Annotated in this window: 25 protein-coding genes, 4 tRNA genes and 1 riboswitch; of the genes, 24 read left to right on the plus strand and 5 right to left on the minus strand. The window is 45.7% G+C overall.

Annotation, left to right across the window (positions count from 1 at the left end):
* Positions 1–133: 133 nt before the first annotated feature.
* The 6 genes from EGM68_RS06815 to EGM68_RS06840 all read left to right on the plus strand — a co-directional run bounded on the left by EGM68_RS06815 (position 134) and on the right by EGM68_RS06840 (position 2,123).
* Positions 134–205: transfer RNA gene (locus tag EGM68_RS06815), tRNA-Glu, on the plus strand.
* An 86-nt stretch (positions 206–291) separates the two neighbouring features.
* A tRNA-Lys gene (locus EGM68_RS06820) sits at positions 292–367 on the plus strand.
* A 15-nt stretch (positions 368–382) separates the two neighbouring features.
* A tRNA-Leu gene (locus EGM68_RS06825) sits at positions 383–465 on the plus strand.
* A gap of 165 nt (positions 466–630) precedes the next feature.
* The gene (locus EGM68_RS06830) at positions 631–1,086 is read left to right on the plus strand and encodes a MarR family winged helix-turn-helix transcriptional regulator (protein ID WP_014599548.1); all 456 of its coding nucleotides are present in this window, start codon (positions 631–633) and stop codon (positions 1,084–1,086) included.
* A 190-nt stretch (positions 1,087–1,276) separates the two neighbouring features.
* Positions 1,277–1,651: a helix-turn-helix domain-containing protein gene (locus EGM68_RS06835; RefSeq protein WP_013369933.1), complete on the plus strand. Its 375-nt coding sequence runs from the start codon at positions 1,277–1,279 to the stop codon at positions 1,649–1,651.
* A gap of 88 nt (positions 1,652–1,739) precedes the next feature.
* Entirely contained in the window at positions 1,740–2,123 is a 384-nt protein-coding gene (locus EGM68_RS06840; protein ID WP_013369934.1) for a helix-turn-helix domain-containing protein, read from the plus strand.
* A 118-nt stretch (positions 2,124–2,241) separates the two neighbouring features.
* Here the strand turns inward: EGM68_RS06840 and EGM68_RS06845 are convergent, their stop codons facing one another.
* Positions 2,242–2,463, minus strand: a complete 222-nt coding sequence (locus EGM68_RS06845; protein WP_013369935.1) for a Rha family transcriptional regulator — start codon at positions 2,461–2,463, stop codon at positions 2,242–2,244.
* A 291-nt stretch (positions 2,464–2,754) separates the two neighbouring features.
* Complete coding sequence (locus EGM68_RS06850; RefSeq protein ID WP_013369936.1) at positions 2,755–3,492, minus strand: urease accessory protein UreF; 738 nt, start codon at positions 3,490–3,492, stop codon at positions 2,755–2,757.
* Positions 3,493–3,754: 262 nt separating this feature from the next.
* Here EGM68_RS06850 and EGM68_RS06855 point away from each other — a divergent pair.
* Positions 3,755–3,837, plus strand: a tRNA-Leu gene (locus tag EGM68_RS06855).
* Positions 3,838–3,985: 148 nt separating this feature from the next.
* Here EGM68_RS06855 and EGM68_RS06860 read toward each other — a convergent pair.
* Entirely contained in the window at positions 3,986–4,471 is a 486-nt protein-coding gene (locus EGM68_RS06860; protein WP_025679876.1) for a glutathione peroxidase, read from the minus strand.
* Positions 4,472–4,935: 464 nt separating this feature from the next.
* Positions 4,936–5,107, plus strand: a riboswitch (cyclic di-AMP (ydaO/yuaA leader).
* A 113-nt stretch (positions 5,108–5,220) separates the two neighbouring features.
* Here EGM68_RS06860 and EGM68_RS06865 point away from each other — a divergent pair.
* The 6 genes from EGM68_RS06865 (at position 5,221) to EGM68_RS06890 (ending at position 11,575) form a co-directional block, all read left to right on the plus strand.
* Positions 5,221–5,616 (plus strand): hypothetical protein, encoded by a 396-nt coding sequence (locus tag EGM68_RS06865; RefSeq protein ID WP_025679877.1) that lies wholly within the window; start codon positions 5,221–5,223, stop codon positions 5,614–5,616.
* A 183-nt stretch (positions 5,617–5,799) separates the two neighbouring features.
* The gene (gene kdpF, locus EGM68_RS26500) at positions 5,800–5,877 is read left to right on the plus strand and encodes a K(+)-transporting ATPase subunit F (RefSeq protein ID WP_080567893.1); all 78 of its coding nucleotides are present in this window, start codon (positions 5,800–5,802) and stop codon (positions 5,875–5,877) included.
* Positions 5,878–6,022: 145 nt separating this feature from the next.
* On the plus strand, positions 6,023–7,699 hold the full coding sequence (gene kdpA / locus EGM68_RS06875; RefSeq protein WP_064962336.1) for a potassium-transporting ATPase subunit KdpA: 1,677 nt from the start codon (positions 6,023–6,025) through the stop codon (positions 7,697–7,699).
* A gap of 54 nt (positions 7,700–7,753) precedes the next feature.
* Entirely contained in the window at positions 7,754–9,784 is a 2,031-nt protein-coding gene (gene kdpB, locus EGM68_RS06880) for a potassium-transporting ATPase subunit KdpB (RefSeq protein ID WP_129548893.1), read from the plus strand.
* Between the two features lie 19 nt (positions 9,785–9,803).
* A complete protein-coding gene (gene kdpC, locus EGM68_RS06885; RefSeq protein ID WP_058711853.1) occupies positions 9,804–10,532 on the plus strand; it encodes a potassium-transporting ATPase subunit KdpC in 729 nt (242 codons plus the stop codon).
* Between the two features lie 167 nt (positions 10,533–10,699).
* Positions 10,700–11,575 carry a GNAT family N-acetyltransferase gene (locus EGM68_RS06890; RefSeq protein WP_058711852.1) on the plus strand — a complete coding sequence of 292 codons (876 nt, stop codon included), beginning with the start codon at positions 10,700–10,702 and terminating at the stop codon, positions 11,573–11,575.
* Positions 11,576–11,679: 104 nt separating this feature from the next.
* On the opposite strand, the gene EGM68_RS06895 is transcribed toward EGM68_RS06890, so the two are convergent.
* The gene (locus tag EGM68_RS06895; RefSeq protein WP_013369945.1) at positions 11,680–12,999 is read right to left on the minus strand and encodes an Nramp family divalent metal transporter; all 1,320 of its coding nucleotides are present in this window, start codon (positions 12,997–12,999) and stop codon (positions 11,680–11,682) included.
* A gap of 455 nt (positions 13,000–13,454) precedes the next feature.
* Here EGM68_RS06895 and EGM68_RS06900 point away from each other — a divergent pair, with 455 nt between their 5' ends.
* The 3 genes from EGM68_RS06900 to EGM68_RS06910 all read left to right on the plus strand — a co-directional run bounded on the left by EGM68_RS06900 (position 13,455) and on the right by EGM68_RS06910 (position 14,874).
* A complete protein-coding gene (locus tag EGM68_RS06900) occupies positions 13,455–13,874 on the plus strand; it encodes an organic hydroperoxide resistance protein (protein WP_040101864.1) in 420 nt (139 codons plus the stop codon).
* Between the two features lie 122 nt (positions 13,875–13,996).
* Positions 13,997–14,323 (plus strand): hypothetical protein, encoded by a 327-nt coding sequence (locus EGM68_RS06905; protein ID WP_013369949.1) that lies wholly within the window; start codon positions 13,997–13,999, stop codon positions 14,321–14,323.
* Positions 14,324–14,448: 125 nt separating this feature from the next.
* Positions 14,449–14,874, plus strand: a complete 426-nt coding sequence (locus tag EGM68_RS06910; protein WP_129550302.1) for a thiol-disulfide oxidoreductase DCC family protein — start codon at positions 14,449–14,451, stop codon at positions 14,872–14,874.
* A gap of 5 nt (positions 14,875–14,879) precedes the next feature.
* Here EGM68_RS06910 and EGM68_RS06915 read toward each other — a convergent pair whose 3' ends face one another.
* Positions 14,880–15,659: a DUF3153 domain-containing protein gene (locus EGM68_RS06915; RefSeq protein ID WP_129548895.1), complete on the minus strand. Its 780-nt coding sequence runs from the start codon at positions 15,657–15,659 to the stop codon at positions 14,880–14,882.
* A gap of 236 nt (positions 15,660–15,895) precedes the next feature.
* Here EGM68_RS06915 and EGM68_RS06920 point away from each other — a divergent pair, with 236 nt between their 5' ends.
* The 8 genes from EGM68_RS06920 (at position 15,896) to EGM68_RS06960 (ending at position 25,772) form a co-directional block, all read left to right on the plus strand.
* Positions 15,896–16,867: a metal ABC transporter solute-binding protein, Zn/Mn family gene (locus tag EGM68_RS06920; RefSeq protein WP_090736224.1), complete on the plus strand. Its 972-nt coding sequence runs from the start codon at positions 15,896–15,898 to the stop codon at positions 16,865–16,867.
* A gap of 14 nt (positions 16,868–16,881) precedes the next feature.
* The gene (locus tag EGM68_RS06925) at positions 16,882–17,646 is read left to right on the plus strand and encodes a metal ABC transporter ATP-binding protein (RefSeq protein WP_025677759.1); all 765 of its coding nucleotides are present in this window, start codon (positions 16,882–16,884) and stop codon (positions 17,644–17,646) included.
* Between the two features lie 5 nt (positions 17,647–17,651).
* Entirely contained in the window at positions 17,652–18,581 is a 930-nt protein-coding gene (locus tag EGM68_RS06930) for a metal ABC transporter permease (protein ID WP_025677760.1), read from the plus strand.
* Entirely contained in the window at positions 18,578–19,465 is an 888-nt protein-coding gene (locus tag EGM68_RS06935) for a metal ABC transporter permease (RefSeq protein ID WP_129548896.1), read from the plus strand. Before EGM68_RS06930 ends, EGM68_RS06935 begins: the two co-directional genes overlap by 4 nt.
* Before the next feature lie 219 nt (positions 19,466–19,684).
* Complete coding sequence (locus tag EGM68_RS06940; protein WP_129548897.1) at positions 19,685–22,012, plus strand: histidine kinase; 2,328 nt, start codon at positions 19,685–19,687, stop codon at positions 22,010–22,012.
* Between the two features lie 520 nt (positions 22,013–22,532).
* Complete coding sequence (locus tag EGM68_RS06950; protein WP_129548898.1) at positions 22,533–23,723, plus strand: AAA family ATPase; 1,191 nt, start codon at positions 22,533–22,535, stop codon at positions 23,721–23,723.
* Between the two features lie 13 nt (positions 23,724–23,736).
* Positions 23,737–24,984: a TadA family conjugal transfer-associated ATPase gene (locus EGM68_RS06955; protein WP_040101858.1), complete on the plus strand. Its 1,248-nt coding sequence runs from the start codon at positions 23,737–23,739 to the stop codon at positions 24,982–24,984.
* On the plus strand, positions 24,981–25,772 hold the full coding sequence (locus tag EGM68_RS06960; RefSeq protein WP_040101857.1) for a type II secretion system F family protein: 792 nt from the start codon (positions 24,981–24,983) through the stop codon (positions 25,770–25,772). The genes EGM68_RS06955 and EGM68_RS06960 overlap by 4 nt, the downstream gene beginning before the upstream one ends.
* The last annotated feature ends 1 nt before the right edge of the window (position 25,773 follow it).

The following is a 25,773-nucleotide window of genomic DNA, read 5'->3' on the forward strand; positions in this document are numbered from 1 at the left end:
AAGTTAATGTAAGTGAACATGCATTTTATAATTATATAAAATAACTTTTTTAAAATTTTTAAAAATAAGTATTGCCATTTACTATTCTATTTGATATACTCTTTCTTGTCGCCAAGTTGGTGTACATTAATAAGGCCCGTTGGTCAAGGGGTTAAGACACCTCCCTTTCACGGAGGTAACAGGGGTTCGAATCCCCTACGGGTCATTGTTGTCTTTATAGACTACATGTTGCATGCTTAAGGGGAATTCCTGAGGTCTGGTCTAATGGCGGACAGCTTGGATGAATAGCATGAGCCATTAGCTCAGTTGGTAGAGCACCTGACTTTTAATCAGGGTGTCGAAGGTTCGAGTCCTTCATGGCTCACCATATATATTTTGTTATGCGGTCGTGGTGGAATGGCAGACACGCTATCTTGAGGGGGTAGTGAGCGTACGCTCGTGGAGGTTCGAGTCCTCTCGACCGCATCAATGGAATAAACGGAAAAGTCTCTCGCGTTAGAGGCTTTTTTTATTTGTGCATTGATGCAATTAAACAATGATTATGATGAAATAATGATTCCATAGTATAATATGACGCCATAATGTTATAGAATAATAAATATATAAACTTATGAAGTGACGGTGAAAAATATGGACACTCAACTGTTAGGAAATATATCAGAAAATATTTTGGGCTTGTTTCCGATTGTGAAGAAGAAATTTTTCACCTACGGTCCGCTTGATTTTCCATTGCATTTGTCGCCTAATAACTTTCAGGTGCTCATGCTTCTGCGTGAAGTACGTTCGTCTACAGTATCCGATTTGTCCAAACAACTTAATGTCTCACGCCCGAATATGACTCCTCTTCTGGATAAGCTGGTGGAGCATGGGTTGGCTGACCGCCAATCGTGTGACTCGGATCGTAGAGTCGTGAACGTAGCCATTACAGAAGAAGGCGACGCTTTTTGTGAACAGGTATTTCATACCTTCTCTAATAAAATTCAAGAGAGACTGGTGTATCTGCCGGAAGAAGAATTATTGCACTTGAGTGAAACGTTGAACGAATTGAAGCAGATTTTACTTAAAATCGACAACTCTGCTACGTGATTGATTGGCGTAAGCGAACTGACTTAAAGACCGCCCTTTCTTCGGAAAACAGGCGGTTTTTGTTGCATATTGTGGTATAATGAAAACCAACATACATAATTCGGTAATTTTAGCATACGTGATCTTTGAAATGGGAACAGGGTACATGATATCGTTATTTGGAGAGCCTGCTAGGGAGGAAGGAACTTCTATGCAATCTATTTACCAACGCATTGAGGAGCTCATTAAGGAACGAGGTATGACGAAAAAGGCGTTTTGCCAGCAGTTGGGCATTAGTACAGGAAACTTTGGAGATTGGAAAAGAGGAAAAACGACACCGGGCACGAATAAACTCATTGAAATCGCTTCGTTTTTTAATGCTAGTCTGGATTGGATTATGCTGGGTCGAGATGTGCAGAGTAAAGTACTAAAGGAGTCGCAGGACCCTTATTTTTTTGGAGCTTCAGGGCAACTGAATTGCCAGGGGGAATCGCTAAGTGAGGCGGAAAGAGATTTTATACTTGAGTATATTGAATTTACCCGTTTTCGTAAAGAGAAAAACCAGCATAATTCAACTACTGATTAATGTTTGCTGTGAGGTTTGATAAGGATGTTCTAATGTGTACAATTGAAAAATAATTAGAAAAAAGCTACAGTGTCGGAGGGGAAACGTTTTGGGAGATCAAACTATTTATCAGCGAATTGAAGCTTTAATTAAGGATCGGGGAATGACCAAGAAGGCATTTTGTGAAAAGCTTAAAATCAGCTCAGGGAATCTCGGTGATTGGAGAAGAGGAAAAACAACGCCAGGTACCGCCCATTTGATTCAGATTTCGGACTTTTTTAATGTATCGCTCGACTGGTTGATGAAAGGAATTAAGCCGGGGGAAGGCGTGCTTCAGGAGCAGAAGGCTGCTTATTTTTTTGGGGTGATGGGGCCGTTGAATTGCCAGGCTGAAGATCTTGAGACAGAAGAACAGAACTTTATTTTAGAATATGTTGAATTTGCGAAATACCGTAAGCAAAAAAGGGAGAAGGACAAAGCGAAACTTGAATAATCTATGGCTAAACGCCTGGGTGGATAACCCGTAAAACGGACTAAGGGGTTCGGTTTACGGGTTTATTTGATTTCCTGATAATATGGCGGCGCGTCGGATGCTGGAATGCTTGTTGGGTTTAGTGTGGTGTCGCCTCCTTATAATCGTTATCGTCGATATTCAGAATTGCAGCAACTTGTTTTCTGTACCTTTGTGCTTTACGGGTGCCGTGAATCAGATTGGACAAGCGTGAAGGCGGGATATTGTGTGTCTCGCAAAATGTTTTCTGATCCAGTCGAAGCTCGACAAGCCTTTGTTTGATGGCCCACCCGAAGGAGGTGACAGGCATTTTGTTGTTCAAGAGAAATCGCCCCTTACGGATTCTTGCAGAATAATTGGTGTGATATAATAATCATCAGTAAACATGTTAGAATTAACCATCTAAAACTATGATACACTTTTATACGTGTTTATACAATCTTAAATGCGTTATTTTATTAAAATAATTACTTAATTAAGTGCAAAAAGTGAAAATAATCCGACTATAGTCTGTGAGTGGTATGAATTTGGATACATGAATTAAAAATACTCTGCCGCTTGAGAAAAGGGCAGAGTATTTTTATTGTGACTGCTAGACTGGTAAAACGACGCATCAGAGGGAGGCTGGAAGGCGTTTGAATAGGATGGAGGAGGAAAAGGGCCTGGATGCATTCAATTGGCTACTATGGCTCATATAGGGTGGCTGAGTGATGTAGGAACTGGTCTGATGGCTATGGAAAAGGTGAGGCTGAAATAAGCTTGGCGTAGGTTCGTTAAATTTCTTCCAGGTGGTGAGCAACTCGCTGGTCATGTGATCGATAAGAGGATTCTTTTCCTCGTAAGGAGGATTGAGCAGTCTGAAGGCATCTTCGATACAGAAGGATACCGCTGTGGCAAAATAGCCGTGAATGGTCTGTTCTATATCGGTTCCGAGAAGGAAGTTAATCCAAGTGTGGACAGTAGCGAGTGTGCCAATTGCATTGTATTGAGTGAGTGTGTCTTCCAGTTGGTCAAATGCAAGCCAAGGATAAAGAGCCTTGGTGAGCTTGAGCAGACGCTGGCCAGAAAGTCGCGATTTTTTCACATACTGCGAGGAAGGATGTTGGGTGTACAGCATTTTATCAATAAGGGCGATCCGCCAACCGTCATTCTGCTGGATGGCTGCATACAGACTTTTGATGGCCATGCCGTCAAGGGTTGTAATTTGAGGATACCAATCGTCTCGCATAAAATGTTTCAGATCCTGTAGACTGTTCAAGTTTCCGTTACGGAAACGTTCATCCAGTCCGTAGAAACGGGTAAAACCACCAATGGGTAGGGAAGGGTCCAACAACAATGCGTAGTTTAGCAATCGGTTACCTTTATGCAGGATGGTTCGCCTCCTTGAGGTGAATATTTGTGTCAGTTTATTTGACTCTAATCTTATTTATATAATAATAGTTCAATTATTTATGTAATATATATTTACACTTTGAGCTCTTTCATGTCAAATTAAATAATTTTATTGCTTATATACGTTATATAAAGTTACACTAAAATAATTATAATATTATTGTTTACAAATTGTTGCTGAGAGAGTATAATAAATCTGTTGCCTCAATACATTATGACATGCGGTCGTGGTGGAATGGCAGACACGCTATCTTGAGGGGGTAGTGGGCGTACGCCCGTGGAGGTTCGAGTCCTCTCGACCGCATTATGTGTAATACCCAGTTGAAAAAGCATCCTGACACGTTTTACGTGAAGGGGTGCTTTTTTCGTTAAATATTTTTCGTTATATCATTCTGTTACAGAAGCGGTCATATGGACAGCGGACCGCTCGTTAACTGTAATGAAGAAAGATGTCAGTTTTTCCGCAAAAGCTTCTCTATATCTCCTATAAGCTTATCTGGAGTGGTTTGCGGCGCATAACGCTTAAATACGTTACCTTCTCGTGTAATTAAGAATTTAGTGAAATTCCATTTGATCGCTTTGGAGCCTAATACTCCCGGAGCAGTGTGGGTCAGGTAGCGAAATAGAGGATGTGCCTGATCACCGTTGACATCTGTCTTGGCGAACATGGGGAAGGTCACACCGTAATTGATTTGGCAAAACTCAGAGATCTCCTCGCTGGAGCCCGGCTCTTGTTTGGCGAACTGGTTGCTGGGAAATCCCAAAATTTCGAGCCCCTGTTCATGATACTGGTCATATAGCTCTTGTAGCGCCTTGTACTGGGGGGTTAACCCACATTTGCTGGCAGTATTCACGATAAGTAGAACTTTCCCTTCGTATGTGGATAACGGAATTTGTACCCCTTGTAGGGTCTGTGCATCATATTTATATACGCTCATGATATCCCTCCTCATTCAATATTCTGCAATTAAATTGTAAGCAACTCAACAAGGGGTTGCAAGTCCGGAAGAGTATACGGGCATTGGACCATTGTAAAATCGTCTTTTGTTCAAAACGGTAAATCGCACTTCAAATGGAGCTAATTGAGGTGTTTCTTCTCATAAAAACGGGTTCAATCGGTAATTATCTGGCACGTATAGCGTATTTTCTTTCCTTTTTGCAAATAAGGAGTAACTAAGCCATACCCTACGCCAATATTGACATGCCTTTCATTTTCAAAAAGGGGTGAAATACAGAGTTTTAAAGAGATACGAGAAGCATAGATGCCTTGTAAGCGTTATTCTTAATCTCCTATGCTCTAAAGGGTGGTTTATAGCCCCGCCGTTGAGCTTTACAGTCTTCCTTGCACGGGTGTATGATTCAAGACGTAATTTCAAATTAACACCAATGAAGCAACAACGAATTGTCTAAAGCGCTGAATTTTGCAGTTGCAAAAACGGGGGAACCAACGAGTATGTACGGCTTTGAAAGCCGTGTGTCTCATGGGGTGAATTTTCCGGTCAAGTGCCGTAAATAGGGCGACTCTCACGTCCGAATCCGACAGCTAACCTCGTAAGCGTACAGGGAGAGGCAACAAACCGCCGTGTGCAGCCATGGTTTATTTTATCATGGAATGTATGAAGCCGGAGGAAGCCTTTTTCCTTCGGCTTCTTTTTGTTGTCTTTTTATACCGGGAGAGGAGCTACTGATGGAAGGTCGGTTAATTATTGTCACTGCACCGAATGAAGCGGGCAGAAGTTTTGTGAAATTGCTTATGTTCAAAAAATTGGCGTTTGCAGTTCTCACAAATAGCACTCAGGAGGAACGACAGCTCAAAAAAATGGGTGTGGAGCACATTGTGCGCATCAATACGATGCAAGCGGGAAAATGGAATTTTCCTAGTAAAGAAATTGGGAGTGTGTATTTGTTCGAAAACAGCTTGAATTTGACTTGCCGTTTCCTGCAAATATGTCGGCCACTAACATCAGAATCGATCTATGTTATAACGCACGGCTGTAATCCGCAAGGAATTTATCGGGGATTGGGAGCGGACCATGTGATCTACACATTGAACGGAGAGGTGGGTTTCCTGCTGAACGGATAAGCACTTATAACATAGCTGGTTTATGATTTTATGATGGAATCAAAAGGACAATCTGAGGAGCGATACGGAGGATAGGAACATGATGGATTTATACATGCTGCTCGTAATGGCTGTGAGTTATGGAGTGATATTACTGTTTATACGCTGGTGTGATGCGCAGACCTCAAAAGGAGGGCGAAGAGGATGATCGTTGTGCTAGGGCTCACGGTTATTGTGTTCGTGTATTTAATCTACGCACTCCTGAATCCTGAAAAGTTCTAGTCAACTATAGGATCGAGCAGGCGGGAACAGCAGATCAAGAATGAAGCATCAGAGGGGCAGATTTTCGCAAACGTGTGCACTCAATGGATGGTCTGAAGCAGGTCTGTTGTTCCAAATGCAGGAGCATTTTAAGGAGGAATAGAGGATGGAGCTACTGCAAATTGGAATTGTGATCGTCATATTGCTGCTCTTGGTTAAGCCAGTGGGTACCTATATGTATCACGTATTTTCGAATGAACCGAATCGGACGGATCGGATTTTTGGTGGGACGGAAAAGCTGATTTATAAGGCTGTAGGCTTGAAGAAACAGGACAGCATGCGTTGGACCACGTATGCTATGAGTTTCATTGCAACCAATGTGGTGCTTGTGGGGATCAGCTACCTGCTATTGCGCTTGCAGGCTATACTCCCGGGCAATCCGGTTGGAAACAGTAATATGGAAGCATCACTGGCCTTTAATACGGTAATCAGCTTTATGACCAATACGAATCTCCAACATTATAGCGGTGAGAGCGGGCTTACGTATCTGACACAGATGGCGTTCGTCACGATGATGATGTTTACTTCGGCTGCTTCGGGGTTTTCGGTTGCTGCGGCTTTTATGAGGGGATTGACGCGGCGCGGTGAAGGGCTGGGTAATTTTTTTCAAGATTTTATTAAAGCCAACATACGGATTTTCCTGCCGCTTGCCTTTATACTTACGCTGGTGCTGGTGGGACTAAAAGTACCACAGACGCTACAGCCTACAGCGGATATTACGACTTTAAGCGGTACACAGCAGCAGATTGCTATGGGACCTATTGCCTCATTGGAATCCATCAAGCATTTGGGCACGAACGGGGGCGGTTTTGCGGGAGCTAATTCTGCTCATCCTTTTGAGAATCCAAGTCCTTGGACGAACGTACTGGAAATATTAGCAATGTGGGTAATGCCGGCTTCGTTGCCGTATACTTTTGGATTGTTTGCCCGTAATCGCAAGCAGGGCTGGATTATTTTTAGCTCGATGATGGTCTTGTTCCTTATTTTTCTATCCATAACGTATGTGTCGGAGAAGACAGGTAATCCGTTAATCCAGGCACTGGGTATGGATGCATCTCAGGGAAGCATGGAAGGGAAAGAGGTTCGTTTCGGCATTGGACAATCGGCATTATTCACTGCGGTCACAACGGCGGCGACGACAGGTTCGGTCAATAATATGCATGATACACTGACCCCGCTAGGTGGTATGGCTGCTTTGGGAGAAATGATGCTAAACGTCATTTTTGGCGGCAAGGGCGTCGGGCTGATGAATATGCTGATGTATGCGATTCTGGGGGTGTTTATATGCGGTTTGATGGTCGGAAGAACCCCGGAATTTATGGGTAGGAAAATTGAAGGCAAGGAAATGAAGCTGATTGCGATTGCCATTTTGGTACATCCGTTTCTTATTCTTGCTCCAACTGCGCTTGCGTTTATGAGTCATTGGGGATACGATGCGGTCTCTAACCCCGGATATCACGGGTTGACTCAGGTGCTCTATGAATATGCATCATCTGCGGCAAATAACGGTTCAGGATTTGAAGGCCTTTCAGATAACAACGTGTTCTGGAATGTTACAACAGGAGCAGTTATGTTTTTTGGACGATATGTATCCATGATTGCATTGCTGGCTGTGGCAGCTTCGTTGAATGCCAAAGCCCCGACCCCGGTGACGATAGGCACACTGCGCACGGACAACAAGCTGTTTGGAGCCATCCTCATCGGAGTTGTTCTGTTGATTGGTGCGTTAACCTTTTTGCCGGTGATCGTATTGGGTCCTGTAGCTGAATTTTTGACCATGTGATGAAAAATGAGCATGAAGAAGAAAAATGAGAATGGATGAACGGGGTGCTTGATCATGAAGGAAGAACGCAAACGCATGCTGGATAGAAGCATCTTGAAGCAGGCGATCAAGGATAGCTTTATCAAATTAAATCCAATGATCATGATGAAAAATCCTGTCATGTTCGTCGTGGAGATCGGTACATTGGTCGTACTGCTCATGCTACTGCTTCCCGGTTATTTTGGAGCCGGCAAGGAAATGGGCTTTAACTTGGCTGTATTTATTATTCTGTTGTTCACGCTGCTTTTTGCTAACTTTGCCGAAGCGCTCGCGGAGGGACGGGGGAAGGCACAAGCTGCTTCCTTGAAAAAATCCAAGCAGGACTCGCAAGCTAATAAGCTTGTCGGAAATGAGATTCAAGTAGTCAGCTCGACAGCATTGCGTAAAGGTGACGTGGTAATCGTCTCTCAGGGCGAAATGATTCCAAGTGATGGTGAGGTCATTGAAGGCCTGGCTTCGGTGGATGAATCTGCGATTACGGGAGAATCAGCTCCGGTCATTAAGGAATCGGGCGGTGATTTTTGCTCGGTAACCGGTGGGACGCGGGTGGTCAGTGACCGTATTAAGGTGCGGATTACAACTGAGCCGGGTGAGACGTTTATTGATAAAATGATTTCGCTCGTGGAAGGTGCACAGCGGCAAAAAACGCCAAATGAAATTGCGCTGAATACATTGCTGATTAGTTTAACGATTATTTTTCTAATTGTGGTGGTGACACTGGCTCCGATAGCCCGTCATTTTAAGATTGATTTGCCTGTTCCCGTGCTGATTTCGTTGCTAGTCTGTCTGATTCCGACCACGATTGGCGGGCTTTTGTCGGCTATTGGGATTGCCGGTATGGACCGGGTTACCCAGTTTAACGTGCTGGCCATGTCAGGCAAGGCGGTAGAAGCATCCGGGGACATCAACACGATGATTCTCGATAAAACGGGTACCATCACCTTCGGAAACCGGATGGCGAGTGAATTCGTGGTGGTAGATGGTGTAGAAAAGGCAGAGTTAGCGAAATGGGCGGCGATGAGTTCACTAAAGGATGAGACACCTGAGGGGCGCTCGGTGCTGGAATTGATGCGCAAGCAGGAGTACACGCTGGATGAATCCTTGGCAGCAGGTGGGACCTTTATCGAGTTCAAGGCAGAAACCCGGATGAGTGGTCTGGATCTCGCCGATGGACGAAGAGTACGCAAAGGCGCCGTGGACTCTGTCCGGCAGTGGATTGTATCGCAAAAAGGCAGTGTTCCGGCCGATCTGGAGGAAAAAGCAAATCAGGTAGCCGCAGAAGGAGGTACACCGTTAGCGGTGGCGCTGGATGATCGGATATACGGCATTATTTATTTGAAGGATACGGTGAAGCCGGGCATGAAGGAGCGCTTCGATCAGCTTCGGGAAATGGGCATCCGCACGATTATGTGTACCGGTGATAATCCGCTGACCGCTGCTACAATTGCACGTGAAGCAGGTGTGGACGATTTTGTAGCAGAAAGCAAGCCTGAGGACAAAATTGCGGTTATCCGCCGTGAGCAGGAGCAGGGCAAGCTGGTTGCCATGACTGGAGATGGTACCAATGATGCGCCTGCGCTGGCCCAGGCAGATGTCGGTCTTGCCATGAATAGCGGTACGGTCGCGGCCAAGGAAGCTGCTAATATGGTGGACCTGGATTCTGATCCGTCCAAAATTATTGAGGTGGTCGCCATCGGTAAGCAGCTGCTTATGACACGCGGGGCATTGACAACGTTCAGTATTGCGAACGATGTTGCTAAATATTTTGCTATCATTCCGGCGATGTTCATGCTGGCTATTCCACAAATGAGTGCACTGAATGTCATGGGACTGGGTTCCCCGCTCTCGGCTATTTTATCGGCACTCATTTTTAATGCGGTCATTATTCCACTTCTGATTCCGCTGGCTATGAAGGGCGTGAAGTATAAGCCTATGAGCTCGGATCGCTTGCTGGGACGGAATTTACTGATTTATGGCCTGGGCGGTATGGTGGTACCGTTTGTCGGCATTAAGGCCATTGATTTGCTGGTACATTTGTGGATTTAGCGCAGAAAGGGTGAGCGACATGAGTGGTTTTTATCGGATGTTGTCTGGACGCAGGTTTGCTGCACATGAGAAAGCCGGATCTGGCGGACAAGGTCATAACAAGCGTACGGGGACGGAGGCAGTGTCAGAAAATCAACCGGAGAGACAAGAGATGCGAGGAAGCGCGGTTATTGGAGTGGCTTTGCGAACTTCTGTGCTAATGATCCTATTGTGCGGATTGGCATATCCGCTAGTCAGCACAGGAGTGGCGCAAGTTCTGTTTCCGCAGCAAGCAAACGGCAGTATGCTTCGTGACACGGAGGGGCGGGTAATCGGTTCTGAGCTGATTGGGCAGTCCTTTACCAATCCGGCGTTTTTCCAAGGCCGGGTATCAAGTATCGATTACAATGGGGCTGGTTCAGGCTCAAGTAATTACGCACCCTCGAACCCGGCATTGGTGCAGCGGATCAAGGATTCTATTGCGGATTGGCAGAAGCATAACCCGGATGTACCCGTCAGTCAGGTTCCATTGGACCTGATTACGAACTCCGGCTCCGGTCTAGATCCGCACATCTCGCCACAGGCGGCACAGGCTCAAATTCCGCGTATTAGCGGCTTGACGGGGATTGGTCAGGACCAGCTGAAGGCGCTGGTGCAGGAGCAGACAGAAGGCCGCAGCGCAGGGGTATTCGGCGAGCCGCGTGTGAACGTGCTCAAGCTGAATCTCGCGCTTGAAGCTCAAGTGCAGACGAAGGCTGGCAAGCGTTGAGAATATAATATTATTGATTTGTCTGATGATTAAGTTAAAATTATACTCACATATGCTCAAGGAGGCGGTCCGAATGGTAACGATGAATAAGCGGACAGACTATAGAAGGACAGCGCCTAATCGTCCATAAACTGCGTGTTTTCTTCTTGATGTGGGCAACAAATAATATGCAGGAATATAAAATTTTAAAAATGAATGATTTTTCAAATCATCAGATTTCTCGGGTACGAATGTTAGAACAACTATGCAAGGATTTTGATGGTTCAAGTTTGAGAGTGGGCATAGAAAGCCTAAAAGAAAACGGTGGGGATAAAGCATTCCTTTGTCAAATGGGCAACCAGCTCATTGGCTATCTCAGTTGGTATACATCAGATGAAATCGAAGCTAATATTAACGCTATGGTTCATCCGGATTATCGGCGTCAGGGTGTGTTCCGCTCCTTAATGAACAAAGCTGCAGCAGAGATGCAAATACAAGGCATCAAAACATGTCGTATCAGAATCCCGTCCAATTCAAAACCTGGAATAGATTGTGTGAAGCACTTGGGGGCGAACTTTAATACGTCTGAATTTACTATGCATTTAGTTCAGTTCCGCTCTGATATGTTACATCATTCCGGCTTAGTTTTGCGACTAGAAGAAGCTCAAGATTTTGATTTTATGGTTAAATGTTCGTCACAAGCTTTTGGGGATTCAGAGTCTTGGACAAGGAACTATTTTAAACATACGAGAGAACCAGAACGTGTTACCTACCTCGCTGTAGATAGACTGACACCGGTTGGAATGGTCCGAGTCAATCATGTTCATACGGATACAGCAGTTATTCATGACTTCTGTGTACATCCATTATACCAAGGCAGAGGGTATGGCCGGGAAATTCTTGCTCGTGTAGTTAACATCTTGCTTGCCAAGCAGTACACTCAGATTCGACTAGGAGTGGTTACTCAAAATAAACGAGCCTTGAATCTCTACAGGTCAATAGGGTTTGAGATTTCTGCTGAGTCTCATTATTATGTGAGTGCAATACACCATTTTAACGATTAGACCAACACTTATTTATAGAGGTCCAATAAAATAGGGTGAGTAAAAAAAAGGTATCTCGCTGCCATGGAGGCAAGTGAGATACCTTTTTATGATTTTGCTACCGATTAACCTGTAATCGTCTGAATAATAAGCACTACATTCAAGATAATGATGATAGCGGTCACGATCCAGGTTAGTACTTTTTGCCACATTTTATTCGCAAATTCACCCATAATCTTTTTGTCACTGGTAAAGAGCAGTAATGGAATGATGGCAAAAGGGAGTTGGATGGATAAAATAACCTGACTCAGCACTAGCAACTCTTCCGCACCTTTTTCACCTGCAATCGCAGTGACGATGACCGCTGGAATGATCGCGATAAGACGGGTCACCAGACGACGCAACCAAGGTGAGAGACGAAGATTCAAGAAGCCCTCCATCACGATTTGTCCGGCTAAAGTGCCTGTTACGGTCGAGTTTTGACCTGATGCGAGTAACGCCACTCCAAACAGTATGCTCGCAAGTGTGGTTCCCAGCAATGGCGAAAGCAGATAATAGGCATCACTAATCTCTGCTACATCTGTTCTTCCTGCTGTATGGAATACGGCAGCTGCTACGATCAAGATGGCCGCATTAATGAATAGAGCGAACATGAGCGCTATACTGGAATCCCAAGTTGCAAATGTAATAGCTTCCCGTTTACCTGCTGATGTCTGCTCATATTTGCGGGTTTGTACAATAGAAGAATGCAGATACAGGTTATGTGGCATTACGGTAGCTCCCATAATACCGATGGCAATATACAGCATGCTTGGATTCGTCAAAATTTGTGAGTCCGGTACAAAGCCACCCAATACGCCGCCCCATTCCGGTTGTGCCAAAATGAGATTGATGCCAAAACAGCCGGCAATCGTGGCCATTAATACAATGACGAGGGTTTCCAATGCCCGGAAACCTTTATTTTGCAGCAGCAAAATGAGCATAACATCAAATGCGGTAATGATGACTCCGTATAGTAACGGGAGACCGAACAGCAGCTTCAGCGCAATGGCTGAACCGATGACCTCGGCCAAATCCATGGCTGCAATGGCAATTTCACATAAAAGCCATAAGCCGATCGCGACAGGGCGACTGTAAGCATCCCGGCACATTTGAGCCAAATCTTTACCTGTAGCAATACCGAGCTTGCCAGATAAGGCTTGCAGCAGAATGGCCATCAGGTTGGAGATTAGAATGACACTAAGTAGTGTGTAGCCGAATTTTGATCCGCCAGCGATGTCTGTAGCCCAGTTGCCAGGGTCCATATAGCCGACAGCAACCATATAGCCTGGTCCAGCAAAGGCAAGAAACTTCCGAAACCAGGTCCCATCCTTCGGGATGCTCAAAGAACGATTCACTTCTGATAGTGAAGCGATTTCCGCGAAGTTGCCCTTTGAATTTTTCATACGCTTCACCTTCTTTGTTCATATTGAAATATATTATTAGTGACATAGCGATTGCGTTATCCCTATTGTACACCCACAATAGTTTTTGTCTAGTGCAACTTTTATGTGGTCAAGCAAAATCATCGTATTTTTGAAGCAATTGACCATCTTAATTAAAACTAAACAATGAAAAAAACCAAGCTATATTGCTCTCAAGGGGCAGCTTGGTTGCTTTGGATTTTCTAAATGCAGGCGGCCCATCAAGTTAGGGGTTAGGGGCTTATAACATATAGTGTAAACACAAAAGAGGTGGAACTAAACGGTAAATAATACGGTAAATAAACGGGTTATCATCCCTTTTTAAATGATTCATTTTGCGTGGCTCGTTTAAAGTACATACGAGAAGGAAATCATGTATTAACATGACGAGGATTCCTGCGGAATGCCAATAAGATGGAAGAAGGAGAGATGAAATCATGGAAGCGTTATACACAGCATCAGCAACGGTACAAGGTGGAAGAGACGGTTCAGTGACTTCTTCAGACGGGGTATTGAAGCATAAGCTGAGCACACCAAAGGAACTGGGTGGCGCAGGTGGAGACGCTACGAATCCGGAGCAACTGTTTGCGGCAGGCTATGGCGCATGCTATGAAAGTGCGTTGGCAAATGTGGCCCGTAAAGCCAAGGTAAAGGTGGACAATGTAGAGGTCACCAGCCACGTATCGATTGGCAAGGACCCAAGCGACGGGGGTTTCCAGTTAGCTGTGCGTCTGGATGTAAAAATACCGGGGATTGAGCGTTCCCAGGCTGAAGACTTGGCACGCCAAGCACATGATTTTTGTCCGTACTCCAAAGCCACTCGCGGTAACATTGATGTTGAACTCAACGTCATTTGACCGCATTTTTAAAAATTTCACACACGGCCGCCGATTGATCGGCGGCTTTTGCACCTAAATCTTGATTCGCTGAGAATGGCGTCCATTTGACATCATCGCCAAAATTCATTAAGATGTCATAGGTGATTCTGGTCATCAGGTACGAAACAAATTTGAAAAATACGGGTGATATGATGTCTTACAGACCGAATATTGTTAATTTCACGCTGGCTGGTAGCAACGAAAAGGAAGGGCTTTATGAGTTTAAAATGAGTTTGGCCGATGGAACGGAGTGCCGCGTTTTTTCTCAACGTAATCCGGAGTGGACTTTGACGAATATTAGTCGACTGCTAACGACGCCTTGCCCGGTATGCCATAAGGATTTTATCTGCAAGTGTATGGATCAGTTCCATGATGAGTTTTTAGAGCAAATTAATGCAAAACAGCTGTTTGAGAAAGCATTGAGCTAGTTTTTCGAAACAGGCAAGGATTATACATTTCTAGACAAGCGTCGGATACTTTCGGCGTTTTTTTGTTTATAATCGAACCGTTGCGTTTCATGCCGTTGATTTCTCTGTGGAGGTGAAATACGTTGATGACCCAGTCTGATCATGTCCATACCGAACATTCCATTGTATTGGTGGATGGGGTATGCCACTTTTGTCAGGGAGCAACCCGCTTCATTATCAAGCGTGATCCTAAGGGAATATTCCATTTTGGTTCCCTGCAATCTGAGGTAGGGCAAGAACTTTTACGTGCAGGTGGACTGTCTACAGATCAACGGGATACATTCGTGCTGATTGAAGACGGTACGTATTATACAAGGTCAACTGCAGCTTTACGGATTGCCAAACGCCTTCGTTTTCCATACCCGCTGGCCTATATATTCATCTTGATTCCCCGCTTTGTGCGCAACGCAGCCTATAACTGGGTAGCGCGTAACCGATATCGTTGGTTTGGCAAGGATGAAGAGGATCAATGTCAGATCCCCCCACCAGAAATTAGGAAACGTTTTTTTTAGTTGCTTTATTTATGTTTATTTTTACGACGATAATTACGAATCAGTAATATCACAGCTACCGCGATCAGTATGAGACCCGTAGCCGATACATACACGATATGGCGTACATTGGGTACGTTGACCGACAATTTTAGCTCGTTTGACTCTAATGGAGCAATGTCCCAATAGAGTGTTTTTCCATCATCCGACACACGGTCCGCATTGCTGGAAGCAGGCTGGATGGGCAGGGATAGGCTGAAGTTAAGATCCAGTTGCCGTTCTAGTAATTTGCGTGCGAACACATTCATTTGTTCTAATTTATCACTCAGGCCACGAGCTTCTTGAGGAAGCATCCGAGGCAAATCGAGCTTAAGCGTAAGATCCATATTGGTTGTGAAAAAATGCTGGCTCACTGCGCGATTTATTTCTAATCCCTCAGGCAGGTTTAAACCCTGATCGGGATTTTTTTGGTTTGTACCCCAATCCCCTTGATAATGCCCCTTTATTTGATATCCCTTTCTCCCTTGTTCCGATAGCGGCTGTACGTCTACATTATTGCTTTGCATACGTTGAACTAATCGATCGAGCAGCCCCGGATTGTCCAACATCATCAGTGTCTGGTTGTTTACACTGAACGTTGCATCCATATCTACACTTTGATCCAGATGAACATCTACATGAATGTCACCCCGAGCACAGGAAGTTAGGGCAAACAGACAACACACCAGCATAAAAATGAGCAGTATTTTTCGTAACTGTATTTGCCGACGCTTGTTCCAATTAGGGCTGTATCCTGTTGGGTCCATGACTTGCACCTTCTTTGTATGGTTTCTTTGGTATAACGACCGGATATCTTCTATATATTACACATTCGGCGAGCCAAAATCGAACGATATAAAAGAATAGTTAAGATTTATATTTCAAAAATGTTTCCCTAGGTAAAAACTTTAGTGTATACTCTAAAATATAGTATGGGTAAAAAATAATTGTCTCAAGGAAATAGTTTGTCCCAAAACAAATATTAAGAGGAGGATTTTAAAACATGAACAAGCAGTTTAAGAAGGCTTTGCCACAATGGGTAGCGACGGTTGGAGTGTTGTCTCTAGTTCTGGTCTTAGCGACTGCATGTACAGATGCCAAGAAGACAGAACAGGGAGCTACGAAAGAGGCGGGACAGAAAATAAAGGCTACGACTACCATCGGTATGATCTCTGACATTGTCGGGAAGGTCGGGGGTGCTCATGTGGAGGTCACTGGAATTATGAAGTCAGGCGTTGACCCACATTTGTACAAGGCGTCTCAGGGAGATATGCGTAAGCTGGATAAAGCCGACATCATTTTTTATAACGGGTTGCATCTGGAAGGGAAAATGCAGGACATCCTGGAGAAAATTAGCAAGAAAAAGCCTGTTATACCCGTGTCCAAAAACATTGCCCAAAATCAATTGCGTGCAGCTAGCCCAGAAATGGGATCTGAGTATGATCCACATATCTGGTTTGATGTACAAAACTGGATGTCTGCGGTAGAAACCGTCAGAGATGAATTGTCGGCACTTGATGCTGCTCATGCGGAGGATTATAAGGCCAATGCCGAAGCTTATCTCGCTGAGCTACGAGAACTGGACGATTACACGAGAGAGCAGATTGCCAGTATACCGAAGGCACAGCGCGTACTTGTCACGGCACATGATGCATTTGGCTATTTCGGAGACGCTTACCAGATTCAAGTAAGAGGCCTTCAAGGCATGAGTACAGAATCAGAGGCGGGCTCACAAGATGTGACCAAGCTGAGAGATTATCTGGTAGAGCATAAAATTAAAGCCATATTTGTAGAATCAAGTGTTCCGAGAAAGGCCATAGATGCGGTTATTCAGGGTGCAGCTCAGCAAAGTCATACCATACAGGTTGGCGGCGAGCTGTATTCGGATGCTATGGGTGAAGAGGGGACAGAAGATGGAACGTATATTGGAATGGTCAAGCATAACGTGAATACGATCGTTAGAGCTCTTAAATAAGGAGGCGTAGACACATGGGACATTCACCACTTGTTGTTCGTGATTTATCGGTAGCCTATCAAAAAAAGCCCGTTTTGTTCGATGTCTCCTTTGAGGTGCCGGAAGGTAAGCTGATTGGTATTATCGGCCCCAACGGGGCTGGCAAATCTACACTGATCAAGGCCGTGCTTGGGCTGATTCCAAAGCTCAGGGGCGAGGTGCTGGTCTACGGCAAGCCCTATAAGCAACAGCTGCTCAAGGTTGGATATGTACCGCAGCGGGAGTCGGTGGATTGGGATTTTCCGACGAATGCTCTAGATGTGGTTATGATGGGACGTTACGGCAGACTGGGCTGGTTTAAACGTCCGGGAGCAGCAGATCGTCAGGCTGCGATGGAGAGTTTGGACAAGGTTGGAATGAGCAAATTTGCAGACAGGCAGATTAGTCAATTATCTGGCGGGCAGCAGCAACGCGTTTTTTTGGCGAGAGCGCTTGCGCAGGACGCTCAGCTTTATTTTATGGATGAACCGTTTGTTGGTGTGGACGCTGCAACAGAAAAAGCTATCATTTCATTGCTTAACGATCTGAAACAGCAGGGGAAAACCGTGCTTGTCGTTCATCATGATTTATCTACGGTCACGGATTATTTTGACCAGGTTATGCTGTTGAACGGGCATCTGATGGCATTTGGAGAGACCGCAGATATTTTTACCGGGGGAAATCTGCAACGTACGTATGGCGGGCGTCTGAGTATACTCAAAACAGGTTCGGAATCCGGCACGATACTCGGAGTGAGGTGAGCAGTATGACAAGCTTGGCAGCGCTTTTGGCAGACCCGAACATGCAATGGATTTTGCTTGGATGTATTTTACTCGGTTTAAGCAGCGGGGTGATTGGCAGTTTTATGTATTTGCGTAAGCAATCGCTTATGGGAGATGCTTTGGCACATGCGGCTTTGCCGGGGGTATGTGTGGCTTTTATGATCACAGGTACAAAATCCATGTTTGGATTTATGATTGGAGCAGCCATTGCAGGGATTGTTGCTACCTTTGCCATCAGTGCGTTAACCCGGTATTCGCGAATTAAAAGTGATTCAGCGATTGCAGCGGTGCTGTCCGTATTTTTTGGCTTCGGCATTATGTTGTTGACCGAAATTCAGCATAGTGGCGCAGGCAACCAAAGTGGGTTGGATAAATTTTTATTTGGCCAGGCTGCGGCAATGGTGTTGTCTGATGTCTATACGATGGCGGTAATTTCGGTGGTGCTCATTGGAATATGTTTATTATTTTTCAAGGAATTTAAGCTGCTCAGCTTTGATCCCGGCTTTGCTCGTGGACTTGGTTTTCCGGCAGGCTTACTGGATAAGTTGTTAATGCTGTTGATTGTCATTGCGGTGGTGGCTGGCATTCAAGCTGTGGGCGTCATTATGATGGCTGCCCTGCTGATTACCCCGGCCGTGTCGGCAAGATACTGGACAGAGAAGCTGGGTGTTATGGTATGCCTGTCAGGCTTGTTTGGTGCTATAGCGGGTCTTGGTGGGACTGTTATTAGCTCTCTGGGACAAAATTTGCCTACAGGACCATTGTGCGTGTTGTGTGCGACTGTGGTATTTGGTGTAAGTCTGATCTTTGCGCCGCAGCGTGGAATGATTTCCAAGGCTATCGTTCAGTTAAACGCCAGAAAAAGTCTGGAGCAGGGAGTTGGAACACAGCCCAGGGAGGAGCGTGCCCTATGAGTTCATTTTATGTGATCCTGACGGGAATGTTAGTGGCAGGAGGATGTAGTATCGTCGGATGCTTTCTCGTGCTTCGGAAAATGGCTATGATCGGTGATGCCATCAGTCATGCGGTACTGCCTGGTATTGTCATTGCCTTTCTCATCAGCGGATCGAGGGATTCGGTGTGGATGATGTTTGGTGCGGCCGTGCTAGGGCTTCTAACGGTCTATCTGATTCAGCTATTCCAACAAAGCGGTCTGCAAAGTGATGCTGCCATTGGCGTGGTGTTTACAACATTGTTTGCTATCGGTGTTTTACTGATCAGTGTGTTTGCTTCCAATGCTCATCTGGATATGGACCACGTTTTGTATGGGGAAATTGCTTATGTCCCGTGGAATACGATAGAGATTGCTGGATTCGATATAGGTCCGAGGGCTGTGTGGATTACGGGCGCAATGTTTTTGATCAATTTGCTCGTGGTAGGGGGCTTTTTCAAGCAATTTAAAGTCACTTCCTTTGATCCCGCATTGGCAGCTTCATTGGGTATTCCGGTTGTTTTTTTTCATTATCTGCTAATGAGTCTCGTATCATTAACGACAGTGACGTCATTTGAGAGTGTGGGTGCAATTCTAGTGGTTGGCATGCTTGTTGTACCGCCTCTTACCGCTTATTTGCTGACGGAGAAGCTGTCCCGTATGATTGCATACAGCGTGGGAGTTGGAGCCATTAGCTCGATCGTAGGCTTTTATACAGCAACTGTATTAGATGCTTCTATTGCGGCATGTATGCTGTGTGTATCGGGTGTGTTGCTGCTTTTGGCTTTTCTATTTTCCCCGTCTCATGGTGTGGTATGGCGAAAGTTATTTCAACAACGGGGAATTGTTGGCGAAAATAGCAAGTGAGTCGCGTAGGAAGTGATCCTATATGAATTACTCAAAATAGCGTGCAGACGGGCATAAAGTGCCTGAATGCACGCTTTTTTACGCTTATGCTAATCTGTGCGGCTTTTTTTGAGGCAAGCTTGTTGGGTCATCTTGAATTAACCGGGACACGGGAGTACATTCTTTACAATCACACAGAAGGATTCGGAACGAGCTGTTACGCTGCGGGGAGGAACGAAATTGGAGAGCTTCAAACGTAAATCACCAGAGGAGATACTGGATTCCATTAACAAATTGCATCGAGGCAGACTCAAAATATACATTGGTGCGGTCAGTGGCTCTGGCAAAACGTATCATATGCTGCAGGAGGGAAAATCGCTGCAGCATGAAGGGATTGATGTTGTAATTTGTGCGGTATCGACTCTGCAACGGCGTGAGACCGTGGAACAGGTCGGCTCGCTAGAGCGAGTACCCAGTATTCATTGGATGAAGGATGGCGAGGAGCAAAAGGATCTGAATGTAGAAGCTTTAGTGGCACGAAATCCTGAGGTGGTGCTGGTGGATCATTTGGCACATCATAACCGAAAAGACGCCTCGTTTCCAACAAGGCTCGAGGATATTCGGTATTTGCTGGAGATGGGAATTAGCGTCATTACGACGGTCAATGTTTATGAACTCGAAGGGATCACGGAGTGGGTATATCAGCTGACAGGCTTTGAAGCGCAATATACGGTTCCGGTTGATACATTGGAGCTGGCGGATGAAATTCGTCTAATTGATGCTACCCCGGAGATGATTCTGGAACGGTTGGCGAAAGGTTACATGCATACGCCCAATCCAGAGATGTTTCACCGGGGAAATCTGGGTAAATTGCGTGAGCTCGCTCTGCGATTGGTGGCAGAGGATGTGAATGATTCGCTGGAACGGCACCGGGAGGAGCTAGGCTTGCACGGGGCGTCAGGAGCAGCAGAGCGTATTTTGGTGCCTGTCCAATATCATTGGAATGGGTCCATTTATGTACGTAGGGGAGAACAGGTGGCCAAGCGGTTGGGTGGAGATATGCTGGTGGTCTCTTTTGTCAGCTCGAAGCGCAAGCTGTCCAAGGAATCAGCAGCCTTCAAACGTTCCATTGAGCAGTTGGCCGATAAGATCGGATCGACATTTGAAGAAATCCCGCTCTTTTCCCGCAGAAGGCTGCCACGTCAACTTATCCATTATGCGGTGACTCACAATGTTACCCGAATTGTTATGGGGCATTCTCGGCAGACTCCGTGGCAGGAGCTGGTTAAAGGATCACTGGTGAACGGAATTTTAAAACGAATGAAAAATATGGATCTGCTGTTGATTGCAGACCGAGCCGAGCAGGAGGGCGAACGGATTTTGCCAACGATGAGACAGGAGGAAGGAGATACTGATCCGTATCATCGTTTGAGCGTTGAGGAAGTACAGGCTGAGGAAGCCAAAATTCTGCGGGGCAAGCTCAAAGTATATATTGGGGCTGCTCCGGGGGTCGGCAAAACATACACCATGCTGAGAGAGGGAAATGATCTGCTGGAAAGCGGGATTGATGTGGTTATCGGATTGCTGGAAACGCACGGAAGAGCAGAAACACTAGCCCAGGTAGGATCTCTGGAGATGATTCCCCGTCAGTCTATCGAGCGTCATGGTGCACATTTGGAAGAGATGAATACTGAAGCCATTCTCAGGCGTAATCCTGAGGTAGTGCTAATTGACGAGCTGGCGCATACCAACGTTCCGGGAAGTCTGAGATCTAAGCGTTATGAGGATGTACTGGCCATTTTGGAACAAGGTATTTCTGTTATATCCACAATGAATGTGCAGCATCTGGAGAGCTTGAATGACGCAGTAGAACAAATTACTGACATTCGGGTGAGAGAGACTGTCCCCGACCATATGATGCGTCTGGCCGATGAAGTCCAGCTTGTTGATGTGGCTCCCAAATCGTTACAGCAACGTATGCGTGAGGGCAAAATTTACGCTCCTGCGAAGGTGGAGCAGGCACTTAGCCACTTTTTTAAGCTGGGTAATCTAATTGCGCTACGTGAACTTGCTTTGCGGGAATTGGCAGATGATGTAGATGAGCGGCTGGAATCCTGGGATCGGCACGAGTCACTTCGGGGACCGTGGCGCAGGGAGGAAGTGATTTTTGTAGGCGTGACGCTAAGTGAAAATGCTGAAAGGTTGATTCGCCGCGGTTTTCGTATCGCATTTCGTTTGAAGGCTGTGTGGATTGTGACTTATGTCCATATCGGTGAGCGTATACCGGAGAGATTGAACCCTCGTCTGGAACAACTAAAGCTGCTGACCCACCGACTGGGGGGAACCTTTGAAATTCGGCTTGTTTCCAGCAGACGCGAGATTGCCGACATTTTGATTGCTCCAGTAGAAGGATATTCAGGTACGCAGCTCATCGTGGGACAGTCTTCCCGAAGTAGCTGTTGGGGGAAGACTGCGGTTGTGCCGAGGATTCTCCGTCAAGCACGTCATATGGATGTTCTTATCGTGGCGGATTATGATCCGGATATTAAGCTGGAGACAGATTATTAAAATGCCCAATCCATTCATAAATAGTCATATGCTGGTTACCGGTTATTCACTGCTTCCATAGTATATTCTATCTCAAAGAAATGGAGGCGAGTTTGAATGTATAAACATCGTAAGCATGATTGTCATTTTCCAAAGCCAAAAAAACGTGTTTTTAAGAAAATCATTAAGGTGACTGTCATTAAGTTTAAACCAAAATTTAAACGTGATCACTGGAAACATGAAGACTTTGATAAGAAATGTCATTGCCGGAAACGTCGTCATCATCGCCATCATGACTGTCATCGTCGTCACCACAAATTCTACTAAGTTGAAGATCGTAGGAGGCGGGGCTAGACTGCCCGCCTTCTCCTAGTACCAGGATTCTAAGAAAATACTTGCGCAAAAAATACTTGCTCTAACACAGGTGCTATGCTATTCTACCAATAAATAGATTGCACGTGACGGAAGCACCGTTCACCAACCGTATGTACTTACGGATGGATGAACGGTGCTTTTTTGCGTTGTTGTGTTGGGAAAGGGGATGAGCATATTGGTTCCGGTAAAAGTGGTATTGGCCGTAGAAGGCCGGGATTATATTGAGCCTCTGCTGAATTATGTTCACGGAAGCGAGTACGCCAGAAGGCTCAGAATAACGGCTTTTTCGCAGCCGGAGGCATTTCATCAATACATGATGGAAACTAGCGGAATGAAAAGACCAGATGTGGTAGTAGGTGAAATGCCCTTTCTGAATCTATGGACAGCTCGGGAAGATGCGGATATTCCTTGTTTGGTATTGCATGAGGGAGAACAAGTAAGCGAATATGGGCAGCCTGTATTAAAATATAAGCCTTTATCTGAACTGGTCGGTATTATTTTGGAAACGGCGAGACAGAGGTCGAATGGTCGGAAAAGCGTAAACAGTCGGGAAGGTGGAATGATTATCGGCATGGTGGCAGCTTCAGGTGGATTGGGCAAGACAACGGCCGCGCTCAATATGTCCAAGCAGCTGGGGAATGAGGGATATTCGGTATTCTATTTGAATCTGGAAACGGTGGATTCAAGCTCGTTGTTCACTGGTTCAGACAGTTCTAGCGGAGTACAAGGAGAAGGAGAAGGAGAAGGAGAAGGAGAAGGACTGTCCAGACTGCTGTATGATCTCAAGTCGGAGGGAAATGAGGGCACTTCGTTATCTTTGGCTTCGTATTGTGTGCGTCGTCCTGAAATTCAGGCTGATACGTTTCAACCTGTCTATAATCGCAAGGAATTGACAGACATGACTTGTGATGAAGCGAAAGAGCTCATTCGAACGATTGCTGAAAGCGGGCAGTATGATGTAGTGATCGTAGATTGCGATTCTGAACATGGTGAGCGGGCTCAAGCCGTGCTTGAAGCTAGTCATAAGCTGATCTGGTTGCTGGCTGACGATTTAATGAGTATGCACAAGTGCGGATTATGGCTGGATGTTTTAGAAACTACACAGCCTGAAGGGCTTGAAGCCATGATATGCAAAACCAGCTTTGTGGTGAATCGCTACATGGGAACTATGATCAACTCGTTACCTCGTGACTTCATGGAACTGAACGGAGCGTTACCCTATATACCTTCATGGAAACAAATGCAGCATCGTGAGCTGCTGCTTAGTTCACCGATTTATCAGCGGGAAATTCGTCATTTGTGCCGCGAGCTGCTGGATATGGAGAGCACAGCACAGTCGACGGTTGCTTGGTCTTAAGGGGATGATGAACATGAATGAGGAACAATTTAAGGTATTGCGCGCGGATATTCGTAACGGGCTGGACGTAACGTCCTCGGTAAAGGATACAGATCTAGTACGGCATATCGAAAAGCGAATTTTACACGACGTAGAGCTGGCGAGCTTAACTTCCCGAGAAAAGCATGCACTTGTCCGCAAAATTTTCAACTCTTTCCGTGGGCTGGATGTGCTCCAGCCGTTGATTGACGACCCGACCGTAACGGAAATTATGATCAATAGTCATCGGGAAATCTTCGTGGAGCGGGCAGGTGAGGTGATTCAGGTGCCCGATCAATTCGAATCCCGCGAACGACTGGAGGATTTGATCCAGACGATTGTAGCCGGGGTGAACCGAATTGTGAATGAGGCTTCTCCCATTGTGGATGCCCGACTAAAGGACGGATCACGTGTAAATATCGTGCTGCCGCCAGTTGCTCTCAAGGGGCCGACGATGACCATACGGAAGTTTCCCGAGCGTCCCATGACGATGGATGATTTGATACGAATGGGTGCACTCAATATAGAAGCCGCCGCTATGCTCAAAGACTTGGTACGTAGCAAGTACAACATTTTTATAAGCGGCGGAACGGGCTCTGGTAAAACAACTTTTCTGAATGCATTATCCCAGTTCATCCCTTCGTCTGAACGGATTATTACGATTGAAGATTCGGCAGAGCTGCAAATTGTGACTGTCCCCAACCTGGTTTCCATGGAAACACGGAACGCGAACACCGAGGGGAAGGGAGAAATCACGATTCGTGATCTGATTCGTTCCTCCTTACGTATGCGGCCTAACCGCATTGTGGTGGGTGAGGTCAGAGGGAGTGAGGCGTTGGATATGCTGCAAGCGATGAACACGGGACATGATGGAAGCTTATCAACTGGGCATGCGAATAATATCCGCGATATGGTCAGCCGGCTGGAAACGATGGTGCTCGGTGGGGCAGAGCTTCCGCTTGGAGTAGTACGGCAGCAGATCAGCTCGGCCATTGATATATTCGTTCATCTGTCACGGCTACGCGACAAATCCAGAAGGGTGCTGGAAATTAGCGAAGTGATTGGTTTTGAAAATGGTGAGGTGACGCTGAATCCCCTTTATCGCTTCCAGGAACACGGAGAAAGTAAAGGACAAATTGTAGGGGAACTGGAACGTTGTGGTGGGGGGCTACAACATACATTGAAGCTGCAAATGGCCGGGATCAAGCCGGAAATTTGGCACAAGGGAGGAGTATCGGCATGAGAACAGGAAAGGCGACTGCCAAGCAAGTGTCACGTGAGGTCCCTTCTCTGCCAGATTATACGGTGTATACATTATCGACTGTACAAAAAAGTATGTGCATTCTCTCTAGTGGAGTGTTGTTCGCGACGATCGGATATTTATTTTATCACCAATGGATATTATCGTTGCTGTGTGCTGCTGGAGCTGTGGTGATGCCTCGTTATTTTAGAAAGTTTTTACTGCAACGACGTAGGTCTGCTTTAAGCATTCAATTTAAGCAGGCTTTATACTCGCTTTCGTCTTCTCTTTCAGCGGGAAGATCGGTGGAGAATGGGTTTCGTGAGGCTGTAGAGGATTTGAGGTTGCTTAGTCCAGATGGAGATCACGATCTAATTTTTGAATTTAACATTATTACAGCCTGCCTCGAAATCGGACAGCCTGTAGAGGCTGCTTTGCAGGATTTGGCTCGTCGGGCTCAGATGGAGGATATTACGAATTTTGCGGACGTATTTGCGGCCTGCAAACGAACCGGAGGTGATCTGGTGGAAGTCGTACGACGGGCTTCAAGTGTCATTGGTGAGAAGCTGGAAATTCAGCAGGAGATCGGTGTAATGATTGCGCAGAAACGTTTTGAATCGAGGGTTATGTTTGCAGCGCCTTTTTTGTTTGTTTTGTTTATGACAGTGACCGCAGGAGACTACATGATGCCCTTATACAGCGGTACAGGTATGATTCTATCAACCTTTTGCCTACTGGTGCTTGGTGGCTGTCTTGTGTGGATCAACCACATTATGAAGATTGAAGTGTAAG

Origin of the sequence: Paenibacillus sp. M-152 (genome assembly GCF_003856555.1) — a bacterium.
In the GTDB taxonomy this organism is placed as follows: Bacteria; Bacillota; Bacilli; order Paenibacillales; family Paenibacillaceae; genus Paenibacillus; species Paenibacillus polymyxa_C.